This window comes from Salipiger marinus (genome assembly GCF_900100085.1).
GTDB classification, from domain to species: domain Bacteria; phylum Pseudomonadota; class Alphaproteobacteria; order Rhodobacterales; family Rhodobacteraceae; genus Salipiger; species Salipiger marinus.
Genome location: NZ_FNEJ01000010.1, coordinates 75,901 through 92,917, shown reverse-complemented (window position 1 = coordinate 92,917; position 17,017 = coordinate 75,901). Strand labels below are relative to the sequence as shown.

General features: G+C 68.2%; 13 protein-coding genes. 9 read left to right on the top strand and 4 right to left on the bottom strand.

Features of this window, described 5'->3' with window-relative positions:
* Nucleotides 1–35: 35 nt before the first annotated feature.
* The gene (locus BLR51_RS13005) at nucleotides 36–1,385 is read right to left on the bottom strand and encodes an esterase-like activity of phytase family protein (protein ID WP_089847601.1); all 1,350 of its coding nucleotides are present in this window, start codon (nucleotides 1,383–1,385) and stop codon (nucleotides 36–38) included.
* A gap of 115 nt (nucleotides 1,386–1,500) precedes the next feature.
* Complete coding sequence (gene ahcY, locus BLR51_RS13000; RefSeq protein ID WP_089847599.1) at nucleotides 1,501–2,889, bottom strand: adenosylhomocysteinase; 1,389 nt, start codon at nucleotides 2,887–2,889, stop codon at nucleotides 1,501–1,503.
* A 149-nt stretch (nucleotides 2,890–3,038) separates the two neighbouring features.
* Here ahcY and BLR51_RS12995 point away from each other — a divergent pair, with 149 nt between their 5' ends.
* Nucleotides 3,039–3,635 carry an HD domain-containing protein gene (locus BLR51_RS12995; RefSeq protein WP_089847597.1) on the top strand — a complete coding sequence of 199 codons (597 nt, stop codon included), beginning with the start codon at nucleotides 3,039–3,041 and terminating at the stop codon, nucleotides 3,633–3,635.
* Nucleotides 3,632–4,117, top strand: coding sequence for a GNAT family N-acetyltransferase (locus tag BLR51_RS12990; protein WP_089847595.1), 486 nt, complete (start codon nucleotides 3,632–3,634; stop codon nucleotides 4,115–4,117). The genes BLR51_RS12995 and BLR51_RS12990 overlap by 4 nt, the downstream gene beginning before the upstream one ends.
* 108 nt (nucleotides 4,118–4,225) lie before the next feature.
* Here the strand turns inward: BLR51_RS12990 and BLR51_RS12985 are convergent, their stop codons facing one another.
* Together BLR51_RS12985 and BLR51_RS12980 are read right to left on the bottom strand one after the other, a co-directional pair.
* Nucleotides 4,226–4,780, bottom strand: coding sequence for an ActR/PrrA/RegA family redox response regulator transcription factor (locus BLR51_RS12985; RefSeq protein ID WP_089847593.1), 555 nt, complete (start codon nucleotides 4,778–4,780; stop codon nucleotides 4,226–4,228).
* Nucleotides 4,781–4,854: 74 nt separating this feature from the next.
* Complete coding sequence (locus BLR51_RS12980) at nucleotides 4,855–5,475, bottom strand: SCO family protein (protein WP_207543627.1); 621 nt, start codon at nucleotides 5,473–5,475, stop codon at nucleotides 4,855–4,857.
* 94 nt (nucleotides 5,476–5,569) lie between these two features.
* On the opposite strand from BLR51_RS12980, the gene regB reads away from it, so the two are divergent.
* The 7 genes from regB to addA all read left to right on the top strand — a co-directional run bounded on the left by regB (nucleotide 5,570) and on the right by addA (nucleotide 17,006).
* Nucleotides 5,570–6,958 (top strand): sensor histidine kinase RegB, encoded by a 1,389-nt coding sequence (gene regB, locus BLR51_RS12975; RefSeq protein WP_089847589.1) that lies wholly within the window; start codon nucleotides 5,570–5,572, stop codon nucleotides 6,956–6,958.
* A 96-nt stretch (nucleotides 6,959–7,054) separates the two neighbouring features.
* The gene (locus BLR51_RS12970) at nucleotides 7,055–8,575 is read left to right on the top strand and encodes a PAS-domain containing protein (protein WP_242656724.1); all 1,521 of its coding nucleotides are present in this window, start codon (nucleotides 7,055–7,057) and stop codon (nucleotides 8,573–8,575) included.
* Between the two features lie 51 nt (nucleotides 8,576–8,626).
* Nucleotides 8,627–9,088, top strand: coding sequence for a tRNA (adenosine(37)-N6)-threonylcarbamoyltransferase complex ATPase subunit type 1 TsaE (gene tsaE / locus BLR51_RS12965; protein ID WP_089847587.1), 462 nt, complete (start codon nucleotides 8,627–8,629; stop codon nucleotides 9,086–9,088).
* Nucleotides 9,085–10,050, top strand: coding sequence for an aminoglycoside phosphotransferase family protein (locus BLR51_RS12960; protein WP_089847585.1), 966 nt, complete (start codon nucleotides 9,085–9,087; stop codon nucleotides 10,048–10,050). The genes tsaE and BLR51_RS12960 overlap by 4 nt, the downstream gene beginning before the upstream one ends.
* Nucleotides 10,035–10,709: a nucleotidyltransferase family protein gene (locus BLR51_RS12955; protein WP_089847583.1), complete on the top strand. Its 675-nt coding sequence runs from the start codon at nucleotides 10,035–10,037 to the stop codon at nucleotides 10,707–10,709. Before BLR51_RS12960 ends, BLR51_RS12955 begins: the two co-directional genes overlap by 16 nt.
* Nucleotides 10,702–13,632: a double-strand break repair protein AddB gene (gene addB, locus BLR51_RS12950; RefSeq protein ID WP_089847581.1), complete on the top strand. Its 2,931-nt coding sequence runs from the start codon at nucleotides 10,702–10,704 to the stop codon at nucleotides 13,630–13,632. Before BLR51_RS12955 ends, addB begins: the two co-directional genes overlap by 8 nt.
* Nucleotides 13,629–17,006 carry a double-strand break repair helicase AddA gene (addA, locus tag BLR51_RS12945; RefSeq protein WP_089847579.1) on the top strand — a complete coding sequence of 1,126 codons (3,378 nt, stop codon included), beginning with the start codon at nucleotides 13,629–13,631 and terminating at the stop codon, nucleotides 17,004–17,006. The genes addB and addA overlap by 4 nt, the downstream gene beginning before the upstream one ends.
* Nucleotides 17,007–17,017 lie beyond the last annotated feature (11 nt).

Genomic DNA, 17,017 nt, shown 5'->3' with positions numbered 1-17,017 from the left:
GGGGCGCCGCTCTGGCGCCCCTTTCCTGTAGCGCCTTACTGGGCCGCCAGCAGTTCCGGCACCGACAGCAGGATGAATTCATTCGCTGCCGCCGCGCCGATCTCGCGCCCGCCCGAGAAGGGCAGGTTGTTGTCATTGGCCACCATGATGTGGGTCTCGTCCACCCGCGCCACATCCTCGATGGTGAAGAACGGGAAGGTGAAGGCGCCGTCTTCGGGGCGGAAGCCTTCCAGCGCGACACCTTCCGGATCGGCGATGTTCAGCAGGTCGATCTGGCCGATGCGGCGGACAAAGCCGTCCTCGTCGACCGAGGCAGTGTCGACCAGCACGATGTTCTTGACCCGGGCCGGGATCGGATAGCAGCCAGAGGTGTCGGTGGCGCCTTCGGCACAGGCCTTGCTGAGATCACCCTCGCCATTGTCGCGCTCGATCACCAGCGCACGGGTGGCGTCGATGAAGTTGAAATCGCCAATCGCGGTGGCACCTTCGGTCAGCGCGAATTTCACGCTTTCGCCGGTCCAGTCGGCGGTGTTGGTGTCAAAGGCGATGACGCGCAGGAAATTGCCCTCGGGCTGGCCATCTTCGCCCAGCACCGGCTTTTCCAGCATCGCCCACAGCATCCCGGTTTCCGGGTTCAGCGCCATGCCTTCATAGCCGCCCGACCGCTGCACCTGAAAATCCTTGCCAGCCGTCGCGGGGACAAACACGCTGTAGGTGTCGGGGCTGGTCAGCTGCTGGCCGTCGAGCATGGTGGCATGCACCGACTTCACCACACCGTCCAGACCGGCGCGGAGGATGTAGGGCCCGAATTCCTCGCCGATCCACACGTCATCGCCCAGCACCTGAATGCTTTCCGGGTCGAAATCGGCCCCGGTCAGATAGCGGCTGTCCGTGCCTTCATAGGCGATGCGGAACGGCACCTTGTGGTCGGGATCGGACAGGAAGATGGTGTCGCGACGCTCCACCGTGCCTGCCTCGAAATCGGGGGCCATCTTGTGGAAGAACAGCAGCGCATCCGCCGAATTGCGCTTGGAGCCGAAGCCGTTGTCGGTCAGCACATACCAGCTGCCATCCTCGGCGCGGTTCATGGCAAACCCCGACATGCCCTGCACGGGCTGGCCGATGAAGGGCAGCGCATAGCCGGTGCCATGGCCGCCATAGGCCTTGCCGACATTGCCTTCCACGCTCATCGGGGCGTCATTGCGCGCAGCGCCAGTGAACTTGCCCGAGATCATGGCATCGCGCGGCGCGTCGGCGGGCGGCGCCACCAGCGACAGCGCGGGCAGCACGGCATGGCCCGCCAGCGTCGCGGGAAAGGTCTCCTGCGCCAGCGCGGGGGCGGCCAGCGCGGCGGAAAGCGCGATAACGGAAAGCGAAAGGCGCATCGGATCGGTCCTTGTGAGGGTCGTGATGCGCTGCTGCTATCCGCTGCGCGTAACGCTCTCATGGCTGCCCGATGTCGGTTGCGTAACGCCCCGGACAGGGCGTTACGCGAGGGGATCAGTAGCGGTAATGTTCCGGCTTGAACGGGCCTTCCGGCGTCACGCCGATATAGGCGGCCTGTTCCGCCGACAGCTGGGTCAGCTTCACGCCGATGCGGTCCAGATGCAGGCGCGCGACCTTTTCATCCAGATGCTTGGGCAGGATATAGACCTTGTTTTCATACTGCCCGCCATTCTTCCACAGCTCGATCTGCGCCAGCACCTGATTGGTGAAAGACGCCGACATCACAAAGGACGGATGGCCGGTGGCATTGCCAAGGTTCAGCAGGCGGCCTTCGGACAGCAGGATGATCCGGTTGCCCGAAGGCATCTCGATCATGTCCACCTGTTCCTTGATGTTGGTCCATTTGTGGTTCTTCAGCGCGGCCACCTGAATTTCATTGTCGAAATGGCCGATATTGCCGACGATGGCCATGTTCTTCATCTCGCGCAGATGCTCGATGCGGATCACGTCCTTGTTGCCGGTGGTGGTGATGAAGATGTCGGCGCTGGACACCACATCCTCCAGCAGCACCACCTCATAGCCGTCCATGGCCGCCTGCAGCGCGCAGATCGGGTCGGCCTCGGTCACCTTGACGCGCGCGCCTGCCCCGCTGAGGCTGGCGGCAGAGCCCTTGCCCACATCGCCATAGCCGCAGACCACGGCAACCTTGCCCGCCATCATCGTGTCGGTGGCGCGGCGGATGCCGTCCACCAGCGATTCCTTGCAGCCATATTTGTTGTCGAATTTCGACTTGGTGACGCTGTCGTTCACGTTGATCGCCGGGAAGGGCAGCAGGCCCTTCTTCTGCAGATCATAGAGGCGGTGCACGCCGGTGGTGGTTTCCTCGGACACGCCCTTGATCGCGTCGCGGGTGCGGGTGAACCAGCCCGGCGACTGCGCCATGCGCTTGGCGATCTGCGCCTTGATCACCTCTTCCTCTTCCGAGGTGGGGACGGGGATGATGTCCTCGCCCGCTTCGGCCCGCGCGCCCAGCAGGACATAAAGCGTGGCATCGCCGCCATCGTCGAGGATCATGTTCGCGCCTTCGGGGAACTGGAAGGAGCGGTCAAGGTAATCCCAGTGCTCCTCCAGCGTCTGGCCCTTCACCGCAAAGACCGGCGTGCCGCCCGCCGCAATCGCCGCCGCCGCATGATCCTGCGTCGAAAAGATGTTGCAGGAGGCCCAGCGCACATCCGCGCCCAGCGCGGTCAGCGTCTCGATCAGCACGGCGGTCTGGATCGTCATGTGCAGCGAGCCCACGATCCGCGCGCCTTTCAGCGGCTGGCTTTCGCCGAATTCCGCCCGGCAGGCCATCAGCCCCGGCATCTCGGTCTCGGCGATGTCCAGTTCCTTGCGGCCATATCCGGCCAGCGCGATGTCCTTGACGATGTAGTCTGCAGCCATGTCCGGCGCTCCAATTCCTGTCCGCGATGTTGCCGCGCGGGGTAGCATCCCTTGATTTGCCCCGCAACGTGGATCAGAAACTGAGGCAAACAGAGGGATAATCCAGAGGCACCCGATGCAGCTTTCACCCCCCGACGGGGCCTGACGCCATGGCCCGCCCTCCCCGCGCCTGGCAGCGGATGCTGTCGGGCCGCAGGCTCGACCTGCTCGACCCCACCCCGGTGGATGTGGAAATCGAGGATATCGCCCACGGGCTGGCCTTTGTCGCGCGCTGGAACGGCCAGACCCGCGGCGACCACCCCTATTCCGTGGCCGAACATTCGCTGCTGGTGGAGGTGATCTTTGCCCGGCTCTGCCCGCAGGCCAGCCCCGCCGACCGGCTGACCGCCCTGCTGCATGACGCGCCGGAATATGTGATCGGCGACATGATCTCGCCGGTCAAGGCTGCCATCGGTCCGGATTATGGCGAGCTCGACAAACGCCTTGCCGCCGCCATCCACATCCGCTTCGGCCTGCCCGCCGTCACCCCCGCCAGGCTCAAGCGCCAGATCAAGAAGGCCGACACCGTGTCGGCATGGATGGAGGCGACGCAGATCGCGGGCTTTTCCGAAGCCGAGGCCAGCCGCTTCTTCGGCCGCCCCGCCCCCGACCTGATGGCGGGGCTCGACATCCACCTCCGCCCCCCGGTGGAGGTGCGCGCCGCCTATACCACCCGCCATGCCGATCTGCTGAGGCTCTGCCCATGACCCCGCTTTCCGTCCGCCGCGCCGGCCCCCTTGATGCCCGCCCCATGGCAGAGCTGCTGAATGCGGTGATCGCCCTTGGCGGCACCACCGCGATGACCAGCCCCGCCAGCGCCGACACCCTGCGCGACTGGATGGCCCGTCCCCGCGCCATCTGGCATCTGGCCGAGGATCCGGAAGGAGAGGTGCTGGGCTTCCAATGGGTCGACCCGCATCCGACGCTGGGCGCCGACGTGGCGCAGATCTCCAGCTTTGCCCGGCCCGGACGCACCGGGCTCGGCATCGGATCGGTCCTGTTCGAGGCGACCAAACCTGCCTGCCGCGCCGAAGGCTATGTCTGGATCAATGCCGAAATCCGCGCCGACAACAGCGGCGGGCTGATCTATTACCAGAGCCGCGGCTTCGAGGACTGGGGGCGCCTCGAAAACTACCGCCTTGCCACCGGGCAGCTGGTCGACAAGGTGCTCAAACGCTACGACCTGTAGCCGCCCTTCATCTTGCCCGAAAACTCCCGCCGGAGGCGGCCCGGAGCCCGGCCACGGGCGACATGACCTGCCGCGGCCGCAAGGCCGCGCCCGCTGGATCCGGCAGCCCTACTTGGGAGAGCGTTTGGCCAGAATGCGCTGCAGGGTGCGGCGGTGCATGTTCAGCCGCCGCGCGGTTTCCGACACGTTGCGGTCGCACAGCTCGTAGACCCGCTGGATATGCTCCCAGCGCACCCGGTCCGCGCTCATCGGGTTTTCCGGCGGCGGCGGCAGCTCGTCGCCGCGCTGCAGCAGCGCATTGGTGATGTCGGTGGCATCGGCGGGCTTGGACAGGTAATCCGTGGCGCCGATCTTCACCGCCGCCACGGCGGTGGCGATCGCGCCATACCCGGTCAGCACCACCACGCGGCAGTCGGGGCGGCGTTCGCGCAGCACCTCCACCACGTCAAGCCCGTTGCCATCCTCCAGCCGCAGATCCACCACGGCATAGGCGGGGGGGCGGGCGGTGGCGATGGCGGTGCCGGCGGCGACCGTCTCGGCGGTCTCGACCTCGAACCCGCGCTTTTCCATGGCCTTGGCGAGCCGTTTCAGGAAGGGCTCGTCATCATCGACCAGCAGCAGCGAACGGTCGTCGCCCAGATCGTCTTGTGTGCGTTCCGCCACCCCAGCCCCCGTTCTGTAAAAGTTCGGACCTCAGTCTTAGACTGCGGATCCCGGTCGGTCAAACTGTCCCGGTCTCAAAGCTTGTCAAGGAAGCAGGCGCTGCGCTCCGCCACCTCGTCCGCCGTCAGTTCGCGGCGGAAGAATTCCACAAACCCCTGCTCCGGCAGCACCAGATAGGTGAAGGTGGAATGGTCGACGAGATAGTAGTCATCGCCGCTGTCATTCTTCTTGGCATAGGCGCGATAGGCCTGCGTGGCGGCCTGCACCTGTTCTTCGCTGCCGGTCAGACCGACCATGCGCGGATGGATCGCCTCGGAATACTCGCCCATCACCTCGGGCGTGTCGCGGGCGGGATCGATGGAAATCATCACCGGCGTCACCGAATGGCCCTGCTCTTCCAGAATATCGGTGGTTTCGGCGTTGCGCACCGTGTCCAGCGGGCAGACATCCGGGCAGAAGGTATAGCCGAAATAGACCAGCGCCGGTTCGGTGATGACCTCGGCATCGGTCACCGTCTCGCCTGCGGCATTCACCAGCGTGAACGGCCCGCCGATGGTCTCGGCGCCGCCCGCCACGGTGCCCATGCGGCATTCGGCGAATTCGTCCCCGGGCCCGGTCATCTGGGTCGAGACCCAGATCCCCCCCATCAGCGCCAGCAGCCCGCCCGAGGCGACCAGCGCGACCAGTGTTGCGATCTTCATGGACAGGACTCCTTCGCGGACGCATTGCGGACCATGCGGTCCAGACCTAACAATTACCCCTTGGGGATCAAGTCACGAAAGCACCGGAATGAGCCAGAGCGAACTAGGACTGCTCGGAGATTACGAGCGCAGCAACTTCATTCGCCTGCGCACCATGATCCTTTTGCGCTGGGTGGCCATCACCGGACAGATCGTCGCACTGGTGGTGGCGCAGCGGCTTTACGACCTGCAGCTGGAACTTGGCCTGTGCTATCTGGCCGTGGGCGTGGCGGTGATCGGGAATCTGGTCGCCATGTTCATCTTCCCGGAAAACAAGCGGCTGTCGGAAACCGAAAACTTCCTGATGGTCCTCTTCGACCTGCTGCAGCTGTGTTTCCTGCTGTTCCTGACCGGCGGGCTCAACAACCCGTTTTCGGTGCTGGTGCTGGGACCAGTCACCGTGTCGGCGGTGATGCTGTCGCTGCGTTCTACCGTGATCCTGAACGCCGCCGCCTTCGGGCTGATCTCGGCCATGGTCTTTGCCCATCTGCCGCTGCGCACCGGCGATGGCGTGACGCTGCGCATCCCCGATCTGTTCATCTTCGGCCAGTGGGCGGCGATTACCATCGCGCTGCTGTTCCTGTCGGTCTATTCCCGCCGCATCACGCGCGAGATGAACGCGATGTCCGATGCGCTGGCCGCCACGCAGATGGCGCTGGCCCGCGCGCAGAAGCTCAACGATCTGGGCGGGGTGGTGGCGGCGGCGGCGCATGAACTGGGCACGCCGCTGGCCACGATCAAGCTCACCTCTTCGGAACTGATGGAGGAACTGGACGACCGGCCCGACCTGCAGGACGATGCAAGGCTGATCCGCGAACAGGCCGACCGCTGCCGCGACATCCTGCGGTCGATGGGACGGGCGGGCAAGGATGACCTGCATCTGCGCAAGGCGCCGCTGACCGCCGTGCTGCGCGAGGCGGCGGAACCGCACGAAACCCGTGGCAAGACCATCACGCTGCGCGAAACAGCCATCGGCGACCTGCCGCAGCCGGAAATCCTGCGCCGCCCCGAAATCATCCACGGGCTGCGCAACCTGATCCAGAACGCGGTGGATTTTGCCCGCACGCAGGTCTGGATCGAGGCGGAATGGTCGCGCAGCCACATCACCCTGCGCATTCTCGACGACGGAGAGGGCTTTCCCCCGCATCTGCTCGGGCGCATCGGCGATCCGTTCATGCGCCGCCGCCGCAGCGAGGCCGACCGCCGCGCCCGCCCCGAATACGAAGGCATGGGGCTGGGGCTGTTCATCGCCAAGACCCTGCTGGAACGCACCGGGGCCGAACTGAGCTTTGCCAATGGCGCCGAGGTGACGGAGCCGCAGGACAGCGGCGCGCGGCGCGGCGCCGTCGTCGAGGTGGTCTGGCCGCGCGAGGCGATCGTGCCCCCGAACCCGCCCCGGGGCGCCGCACTTGGCCAGAACCGTCCGTTTGATGCCTGAATATCTCGGCCCGCGCCTTGCCCGCGCGTTTGTGTTAACCGGTTATTAACCCTGCTTGCCTAGCGAGGAAGCCGGGTCATCTGGGGGAGGCAGATCTTGATTGACGTCTTCGCGGCCATTGCGATCGGGCTTGGCGCCGGGGCGGCGGCCTTTTTTGGCGCGCTGCTGCTGCGGCCGTCGCGGCATTCCGTGCCGGAGGTGGCGGCGGCGCTGGCCCCGGTTCCGGAGCGCACCGAAATCCTGCTCACCGGCCCCCGCGTGATCGACATGACGGTGTCCGCCCGGCAGATGGTCGACTGCGCCGTGGCCGAACCGCTGGACTGGACCGATCTGGTGTGCGCGCTGACCCCGCTGTTCGGCCCGTTGCCCGACCAGCCGCCGCAGGAAGAAACCATCCTGACCTCGGAGGGGAATCCCGACCTGCGGCTGGTGATCTCTCCCCAAGGGCCGGATCTGCGGCTGACGGTCAGCGGCCCGCCGCTGGGGCTGGGCGCACAGCTGCGGCTGCAGGCGGACCGCGCCGATCTGGACCGGCTGCGCCGCACCATGGCGCTGGTGCCCTGCCCGATCTGGCAAAGCAGCGACAGCGGCCAGACGCTGTGGCACAACGCCGCTTTTGAGGACATCTGCGCCCAGATGGGCTGTGCCGCCGACGGGCCCTGCCCGTTCGACCTGCTGCCCGCAGAGGACGAGGATACGCAGGTCACCCGCGTCTCTGCCCCCGATCTGCAGACCGGCGGCACCCTCTGGTTCGAGGTGCAGTCGCATCGCGTGCCCGAAGGCTGGCTGCATGTCGCGCTCAGCATCGACGCGATCATCACTTCGGAAATGTCGCAGCGCAATTTCCTGCAGACCCTGACCCGGATTTTCGCGCATCTGCCCATCGGGCTTGCGGTCTTCGACAAGGAACGGCGGCTGGTGCTGTTCAACCCGGCCCTCATCGACCTGACCGCCCTGCCCGCCGATTTCCTGAGCGTGCGGCCCAACCTGCTGAGCTTTTTCGACATGCTGCGCGACAAGCGCATGATGCCGGAGCCGAAGAACTACCAGAACTGGCGCGACAAGCTCGGCGACCTGATCGCCGCCGCCTCCAGCGATCTTTATATCGAGACATGGAACCTGCCTTCGGGGCTGACCTACAAGATCACCGGGCGCCCCCATCCCGATGGCGGCATCGCCTTCCTGTTCGAGGATATCAGCGCCGAAGTGTCGCTGACCCGCCGCTTCCGGCAGGAGATCGAGACCTCGCACGCGGTGCTGGACTGTCTGGATGATGCCATCGCGGTGTTTTCGCAGATGGGCGTGCTGAGCTTCTGCAACGAAGCCTATCGCGACCTGTGGAATTCCGACCCCGACATCACGCTGACCGAAACCGGCGTGACCGATGCCACCCGGCTCTGGCAGGCGCAGTGCCGTCCCACCCCGGTCTGGGGCGATCTGCGCGATTTTGTGCTGAACCTCACCGACCGCGCCATCTGGGATGCGGAACTGGATCTGCTCTGCGGGCAGCGCCTGATCTGCCGGGTGGAGCCGGTGGCGGGCGGCGCCACGCTGGTCCGCTTTTCCCGCATCGGCGCGGTGGTGCCACATCCCGAACCATCGCTGCACGACGCCTGATTTTGCCGCGATGCGTCTTGCACCTGACGCAGGGCCGGGTAAGTTCCGGCCATGTTCTCGCGCACCGTAACGCTTCCTTCGCCCGATGCCACCTGCGCGCTGGCCGCAGCGCTGGCGCCCCGCCTGCGGCCCGGCGACGTGCTGCTGCTGCAGGGCGGCATCGGCGCGGGCAAGACCCATTTCGCCCGCTGCCTGATCCAGACCCTGCAGGAGGTGCCAGAGGATGTGCCCTCGCCCACCTTCACGCTGGTGCAGGTCTATGACACGCCCGCGGGCGAGGTCTGGCATGCTGATCTCTATCGCCTGTCCGATCCCGATCAATGCGTGGAACTGGGCCTGCTCGACGCCTTCGAAACGGCGATCTGCCTGATCGAATGGCCGGACCGGCTGGCGGATCTGGTGCCCCCCGGCGCGCTGCTTCTGGACTTTTCGGTGACCGGCGATGACAGCCGCACCCTGACCCTGCGCGGCTGTGGCCCGCGCGGCCCGCAACTGCTGGAGGGGCTGGCATGACCGCCTTTCTGGACCGTACGGGCTGGGGCGGCGCCCGGGCCGAACCGCTGGCGGGCGATGCCTCCTCCCGGCGCTACACCCGGCTGTGGCGGACCGGCGAAAGCGCCATCCTGATGGACGATCCCGACGGCGACGTGGCGCTGTTTGCCCGGCTGGCGCGGCATCTGCGGGCGCTGGGGCTCAGCGCGCCAGACATTCTGGCCGAAGCGCCGGGGCAGCTGCTGCTGGAGGATCTGGGCGACGGGCTGATCGCCCGGCTTGCCGGGGATCCCGCCCGGGAGATGGAGCTTTACCTCTGCGCCACCGACGTGTTGGTGATGCTGCACCGCCACGCGCCGCCCCCCGGGCTGACCGCCGCCACGCCGGATCTGCTGGCACGGATGACCGATCTGGCCTTTGACCACTATGCCATGGGCGCCCCCGATCCGGCCCGGCGCGACGTGGCCACAGCCGCGCTGCATCAGGCGCTGGACCATCACGCCCCTGACACCGATGTGATGATCCTGCGCGACTATCACGCCGAAAACATCCTGTGGCTGCCCGACCGCAGCGGCCCCGCCCGCGCGGGCCTGCTGGATTTTCAGGACGCGCTGGCCGGGCACCGCGCCTATGATCTGGTCTCGCTGATCGAGGATGCGCGGCGCGACGTGGCCCCCGCCGTGGCCGAGGCCTGCATCACGCATTACCTGGCCAAGACCGGCCTGCCCGAGGCGCCGTTCCGCGCCGCGCTGGCCGTGCTGGGCGCGCAGCGCAACCTGCGCATTCTGGGCGTCTTCGCCCGGCTTGCCGCCAGCCGGGGAAAGCCCGGCTATATCGACCTGATCCCCCGGGTCTGGGGCCATCTGCAGGCGGATCTGCGCCATCCCGCGCTGGCCGCCGTGGCCGAGGCGCTGCAGGGCGCCCTGCCCGCCCCCACGCCCGAGACCCTGCAAAGGCTGAAATCCCCATGCCCGATGCCGTGATGCTGTTTGCCGCCGGGTTCGGCACCCGGATGGGCGCGCTGACCGCCCGTTGCCCGAAACCGCTGATCCCGGTGGCGGGCCGCCCGCTGCTGGATCACGCGCTGGATCTGACCCAAGGCGTTCCGCGCCGCGTGGTCAACGCGCATTACCTTGCCCCGCGCATCGCCGAGCATCTGGCCGGGCGCGACGTGACGGTGATGGTGGAGGAGCCGCAGATCCTCGACACCGGGGGCGGGCTGCGCGCCGCCCTGCCGCATCTGGGCCCGGATCCGGTGTTCACGCTCAACACCGATGCCGTCTGGTCCGGGCCCAACCCGCTGGATCTGCTGGCCGCGGCATGGGATCCGGCGCGGATGGACGCGCTGCTGCTCTGCGTGCCGCTGGAGCGTGCCACCGGGCGCAAGGGCGGCGGCGATTTCACCTTTGATCCGCAGGGGCGGCTGATCCGGGGCGGCGACATGGTCTATACCGGCGCGCAGATCCTTGCCACCGACCGGCTGCATAGCGTGCCCGAGGCGGTGTTTTCGCTCAACGTGATCTGGACCGCGATGGCGGCGGAGGGGCGGCTGTTCGGCCTGCCCTATCCCGGGCACTGGGCCGATGTCGGCCACCCGCAGGGCATCGCCGAGGCCGAGGCGATGCTGGCCCGCCATGTTTGATCCGCAGGACTCCCCCCGCGTCTTCGGCCTTGCCCCCGGCGTCGACTTTCCCGCCGCGCTGGTGGACGGGCTGCGCGCGCGCATGGCGGGCGAGCCGCCCGAGGCCATGGCGCGGGTCGAGCTGATCGTGAACACCACCCGCATGGCGCGGCGGATCCGGGGCATCTTTGACACCGGGCCCGCCTGCGTTCTGCCGCGCATCCGGCTGCTGACCTCGCTTGCCGATCCGGTGGCGCTGGCGCAATTGCCCGCGCCGGTCTCGCCGCTGCGGCGGCGGCTGGAACTGACGGGGCTCGTGTCGAAACTGCTGGACGCGCAGCCGGATCTTGCACCGCGTGCCGCCCTGTTCGATCTGGCCGACAGCCTTGCCACGCTGATGGACGAAATGCAGGACGAAGGCGTGCCGCCCGAAACGCTGGCCGCGCTGGATGTCAGCGACGAATCCGGCCACTGGCTGCGCACGCTGGAATTCCTGAAGATCGTGCAGCGCTATTTCGGCACCGGGGAAGAGGCGCCCGACCCCATCGCCCTGCGCCGTCTGGCGCTGGAACAGCGGCTGGCCGCGTGGGAGGCAGAGCCGCCCGACCATCCGGTGATCCTTGCCGGCTCCACCGGGTCGCGCGGCAGCACGCACCGGCTGATGTGCGCGGTCTCGAAGCTGCCGCAGGGGGCGCTGGTGCTGCCCGGCTTCGATTTCGACATGCCCGGCCCGGTCTGGGAGGGGCTGGACGATGCGCTGGCCGCCGAGGATCACCCGCAGTTCCGGTTCTCGCGCCTGCTGGGGGAGCTGGGGATCGATCCCACCACCCTGCCCGCTTGGACCGGCACGCCCCCGCCCAGTGCCACGCGCAACCGGCTGGTATCGCTGGCGCTGCGCCCTGCTCCCGTCACCGACCAGTGGCGCAGCGAAGGCGCGCATCTGCCCGACCTGACCGAGGCCACGGCGGATCTGACCCTGCTGGAAGCTGCCAGCAAGCGGGAGGAGGCGCTGGCCATCGCGCTGCGCCTGCGGCAGGCGGCGGAGGACGGCGTGACCGCCGCCCTCATCACCCCTGACCGGATGCTGACCCGGCAGGTCACCGCCGCGCTCGACCGCTGGGGCATCCTGCCCGATGACAGCGCGGGCATCCCGCTGCAGCTGACGGCGCCGGGGCGCTTCCTGCGGCAGGTGGCAGCGCTCTATCAGCAGGGGCTGACGGCGGAACAGCTTCTGGCGCTGCTCAAGCATCCGCTGGCCCATAGCGGCGGCGACCGGGGCATCCATCTGCGCGCCACCCGCGAGCTGGAATTGCATATCCGCGCCAAATCATGGCCCTTTCCCCAGCCGGACCAGATCCGCGCCTGGGGCGCGGCGAACGAATTTGGCCCTTGGGCGGAGTGGGTGGCCGAGTGTTTCTGCCAGCCGCCGCTGCGCGGCACGCAGCCGCTGGCGCTGTGGCTGTCGCGCCATCTGGACCGGGCGGAGCGTATCGCCGCCGGGCCCGGGGCCGACACGTCGGAGCTGTGGAAAAAGGCCGCCGGGCGCAAGGCCCGTGCCGCCATCGCCGCGCTGGAAGGCGAGGCGGCGCATGGCACCGATCTTGACGCGCGCGATTATGGCGACCTGTTCGGCGCGATCCTTGCCAAGCACGAGGTGCGCGACCGCGACGCGCCGCATCCGCATCTGCTGATCTGGGGCACGCTGGAGGCGCGGGTGATGGGCGCCGACCTGCTGATCCTTGGCGGGCTGAACGAAGGCAGCTGGCCGGAACTGCCCGGCGCCGATCCGTGGCTGAACCGGCGGATGCGCCACAAGGCGGGGCTGCTGCTGCCCGAACGCCGCATCGGGCTTGCCGCGCATGATTTCCAGCAGGCGGTGGCCGCGCCGCAGGTCTGGATGACGCGCGCGCTGAAATCCGACGATGCCGAAACCGTGCCCGCGCGCTGGCTGAACCGGCTGATGAACCTGATGAACGGCCTGCCCGCGCGGCAGGGGCCCGATGCGCTGCGGCAGATGCAGGCGCGCGGACGGCACTGGCTGGCGCTGGCGCGGCAGGTGGAACGCCCGGTGCCCAGCGCGCCCGCGCCCCGCCCCTCGCCGGTGCCGCCGGTGGAGGCGCGCCCGCGCCGCCTGTCGGTGACAGAGATCAAGACGCTGATCCGCGATCCTTACGCGATCTATGCCAAGCGGGTGCTGCGGCTGACCCCGCTCAACCCGCTGCAGCGCGCGCCCGATGCACTGCTGCGCGGCATCCTGATCCACGAGGTGCTGGAACGCTTCGTCAAGGAAACGCAGGCCGATCCCGCGCAGCTGAGCGCGCAGGGATTGCGGGCGGTGGCGGCGCAGGTGATCGGCGACCCCGACACGCTGCCCTTTCCGGTGACGCGGCATCTGTGGCAGGCGCGCGTGGCGCGCATGGCGGACTGGTTCGCCGCCACCGAAGCCGCGCGTCAGGCCATCGCCACGCCCCGCCATTACGAGGCGCGCGGCAAGACCGAGATCGCGCCGCTTGGCTTCGTGCTGACCGGCACCGCCGACCGCATCGATCTGGATGCCGATGGCAACGCTCATCTTTATGATTACAAGACCGGCGCCGCCCCCACCGCCAAGCAGCAGAAGACCTTTGACAAGCAGCTTCTGCTGGAGGCGGCGATGGTCGAACGCGGCGGGTTCGAAAACCTCAGCCCGCGCCATGCGGTGCGCGCCGTCTTCGTGTCGGTCTCGGCAACCCCGTCCGAGGTGGAGGCGCCGCTGGACGACCTGCCGCCCGCGCAGGTCTGGGCCGAATTCGAACAGCTGATGACCCGCTGGTTCGAACCGGATCGCGGCTATACCGCCCGCGCGGCACTGGTGTCAGAGGCCGACATCGCGCCTTACGACCACCTGTCGCGCTTTGGCGAATGGGATGTGATCGACGCCGCCGTGAAGGAGCCGCTGACATGAGCCGCAACGACGCCAGCGAACGGCAGGTGCAGGCGGCGCGGCCCGACCGCTCCACGTGGCTCGCCGCCAATGCCGGATCGGGCAAGACCCGCGTGCTGACCGACCGCGTGGCGCGGCTGCTGCTGGACGGGGTGCTGCCCGAACACATCCTGTGCCTGACCTACACCAAGGCCGCCGCGACCGAGATGCAGAACCGGCTGTTCAAGCGCCTTGGCGCTTGGGCCATGCTGGAGGATGACGCGCTGACGGCGGAGCTGCGGCAGCTGGGGCTGGAGGGGGATCTGCCGCCGCTGCGGCAGGCGCGCACGCTTTTTGCCCGCGCCATCGAAACGCCGGGCGGGCTGCGGATCCAGACCATCCACTCCTTCTGCGCCAGCCTGCTGCGGCGCTTTCCTCTGGAAGCGGGCGTGTCGCCACAGTTCCGCGAGATGGAGGACCGCGCCGCCGAACTGCTGCGCGCCGAGGTGCTGGAGCATATGGCCGAAGGGCCGCAGGCGCCGCTGGTGGCGGGGCTGGCGCCGTGGCTCTCTGAGGAGCCCGAGTCGCTGCTGCGCGAAATCTGCGGGCGGCGCGACGCCTTCCTGCCGCCGCGCGGGCCTGCGGATCTGCGCGCGCTTTACGGCCTGCCCGCCGATCTGGACGAAGAGACGCTGCTGGCAGAGGTGTTTCTGGGCGGAGAGATGGAGCTGCTGCAGGCCATCGTGCCGGTGCTCAAAGGCTCGGGCGCCAATGACAGCAAGGCGGGCGGACAGCTTGCCGCCATCGCCGCCCCCACGCTGGACGCGCTGGAGGTGCTGGAACAGGTGCTGCTGACCGGCAAGGGCGCCAAGGCGCCCTTCACCGCCAAGATCGGCAGCTTTCCCACCAAGGGGCTGCGCAATGGCGCGCTTGCCGATCACATCGGCGCGCTGGACGCGCTGATGCTGCGGGTGGAAGCCGCGCGCGAACCGCGTCTGGCGCTGGCGGCGCTGTCGCGCGAGGCGGCGCTGCATGCCTTCGCCGCCGCCTTCCTGCCCGCCTATGAGACGGAAAAGATGCGGCGCGGCTGGCTGGATTTTGACGATCTGGTGCTGCGCGCGCGCGATCTGCTGGCGGATGACCGGGTGGCGGACTGGGTGCTGTTCCGGCTGGATGGCGGCATCGACCATATCCTTGTGGACGAGGCGCAGGACACCAGCCCGCTGCAATGGCAGGTGATCGAACGGCTGGCGCGGGAATTTACCGCAGGCGAAGGGGCGCGGGCCGAGGTGCGGCGCACCATCTTTGTGGTCGGGGATAAGAAACAGTCGATCTATTCCTTTCAGGGCGCCGATCCGCGCGAATTCGACCGCATGTGCGACGATTTCGCCGACCGGCTGCAGACCACCGAAACGCCGCTGGCGCGGATGATGCTGGAATACAGCTTCCGCTCCGCCGCGCCGGTGCTGCAGCTGGTCGATGCCACCTTCGAGGGGCGCGAGGAGTCGGGCTTTGCCCCGGACCAGCGCCACCGCGCCTTCAAGGAGGCGATGCCGGGCCGGGTCGATCTGTGGCCGCATCTGGAGCCGGAGCCCGACAGCGCCGAGGAAGTCGAATGGTTCGAACCGGTGGACCGCGTGGGCCAGCGCCATCACACCGTGATCCTTGCCAACCGCATCGCCGAGTTCATCGCCCGCACCATCGGCCAGCCCCTGCCCGAGGAGGTGGGGTTTTCCGGCACCTATCGCAGCCGTCCGATCCATGCCGGGGATTTCCTGATCCTCGTGCGGCGGCGCGGCACGCTGTTTTCCGAGATCATCCGCGCGATCAAGGCGCGCGGCCTGCCCATTGCCGGGGCCGACCGGCTGAAGGTCATGTCGGAACTTGCGGTCAAGGACATCGTGGCGCTGCTGGCCTTTCTTGCCACGCCCGAGGATGACCTGTCGCTGGCTACGGCCCTGCGCTCGCCGCTGGTGGGGCTGTCGGAACGTGCGCTTTTTGGTCTGGCGCATCCGCGCCGCATGGGCAGCTATCTTTGGGCCGAACTGCGCCGCAGGCGGGACGAATTTCCGCAGGTTCTGGCGCTGCTGGACGATCTGCGCGGACAGACCGATTTCCTGCGCCCCTATGATCTGATCGAACGGATCCTGACCCGGCATCGCGGGCGGCAGAAGCTGCTGGGCCGTCTGGGCGAAGAGGCCGAGGATGGCATCAACGCGCTGCTGCAGCAGGCGCTGGCCTATGAACAGACCGCCGTGCCCTCGCTGACCGGGTTTCTGGAATGGGTGCAGACCGACGATCTGGAAATCAAGCGCGCCCCCGATGGCGCGGGGGGCCGGGTGCGGGTGATGACCGTGCACGGCTCCAAGGGGCTGGAGGCGCCCATCGTCATCCTGCCCGACTGCGCCCAGCCGCGAAAGGACATCAAGGACAGCCTGCTGAAGACCGACACCGGCACCGTCTGGAAATCCGGCGCCGACCACCAGCCGCAGGTGCAGGCCGAGGCGCTGGAGACGGCGAAGGCCGCCGCCGAACGCGAACGGGACCGGCTGCTGTATGTGGCGCTGACCCGGGCCGAAAAATGGCTGGTGGTCGCCGCTGCGGGCAATCTGGGCAAGGACGGATCCGCGTGGTTCGATCAGGTGCGCGCGGGCATGACCCGGGCCGGGGCCGTGCCCATGACCTACGCTTTCGGCGAGTGGGGCGGCGGCGAGGGGCTGCATCTGGGCAGCGCCGACTGGTCCCATCTGCCGCTGGATCTGCCCGCGCCCGAAACCGCCGACATCCCCGATCTGCCCGAGACGCTGCTGCGCCCCGCGCCGCCGCCCCTGTCCGCGCCGCGCGTGCTGGCGCCCTCCGATCTGGGCGGGGCCAAGGCGCTGGCCGGGATCGACGGTTTTGACGAGGACGAGGCGAAGCGCCGGGGCTCGCTGCTGCATCTGCTGCTGGAACATCTGGCCGCCCTGCCGCCCGAGATCCGCGCCGCCACCGCAGGCCATGTGCTGGCGCTGGCCGAGGATCCGCCGCTGGAAACCGACAGCGTGGTGGCCGAGGCGCTGGCCGTGCTGTCCGCCCCCGCGCTGGAGGGATTCTTTGCCACCGACACGCTGGCCGAGGTGGCGGTGACCGCCGAGGTCGCGCCCTTGGGCCGGATCCACGGCATCATCGACCGGCTGCTGGTGGCGCCCGACCGGGTGGTGGCGGTGGATTTCAAATCCAACCGCACCGTGCCCGCCAGCCCCGCCGAGGTGCCCGAAGGCCTGCTGCGGCAGATGGGCGCCTATGCGGCGGCGCTGGCGCAGATCTGGCCCGGACGCTGCATCGAAACCGGGCTTGTCTGGACCGCCACGCAGGAAATCATGATGCTGCCACACGATCTTGTGTCCGCAGCATTGGCCCGCACCAGCGCAACTTGACGATCCGCAGC

Bases quoted from the DNA above. Each gene is read 5' to 3' on its own strand.
- BLR51_RS13005 (WP_089847601.1), bottom strand. From the start codon at position 1,385: ATGCGCCTTTCGCTTTCCGTTATCGCGCTTTCCGCCGCGCTGGCCGCC.
- ahcY (WP_089847599.1), bottom strand. From the start codon at position 2,889: ATGGCTGCAGACTACATCGTCAAGGACATCGCGCTGGCCGGATATGGC.
- BLR51_RS12995 (WP_089847597.1), top strand. From the start codon at position 3,039: ATGGCCCGCCCTCCCCGCGCCTGGCAGCGGATGCTGTCGGGCCGCAGG.
- BLR51_RS12990 (WP_089847595.1), top strand. From the start codon at position 3,632: ATGACCCCGCTTTCCGTCCGCCGCGCCGGCCCCCTTGATGCCCGCCCC.
- regB (WP_089847589.1), top strand. From the start codon at position 5,570: ATGAGCCAGAGCGAACTAGGACTGCTCGGAGATTACGAGCGCAGCAAC.
- tsaE (WP_089847587.1), top strand. From the start codon at position 8,627: ATGTTCTCGCGCACCGTAACGCTTCCTTCGCCCGATGCCACCTGCGCG.
- BLR51_RS12960 (WP_089847585.1), top strand. From the start codon at position 9,085: ATGACCGCCTTTCTGGACCGTACGGGCTGGGGCGGCGCCCGGGCCGAA.
- BLR51_RS12955 (WP_089847583.1), top strand. From the start codon at position 10,035: ATGCCCGATGCCGTGATGCTGTTTGCCGCCGGGTTCGGCACCCGGATG.
- addB (WP_089847581.1), top strand. From the start codon at position 10,702: ATGTTTGATCCGCAGGACTCCCCCCGCGTCTTCGGCCTTGCCCCCGGC.
- addA (WP_089847579.1), top strand. From the start codon at position 13,629: ATGAGCCGCAACGACGCCAGCGAACGGCAGGTGCAGGCGGCGCGGCCC.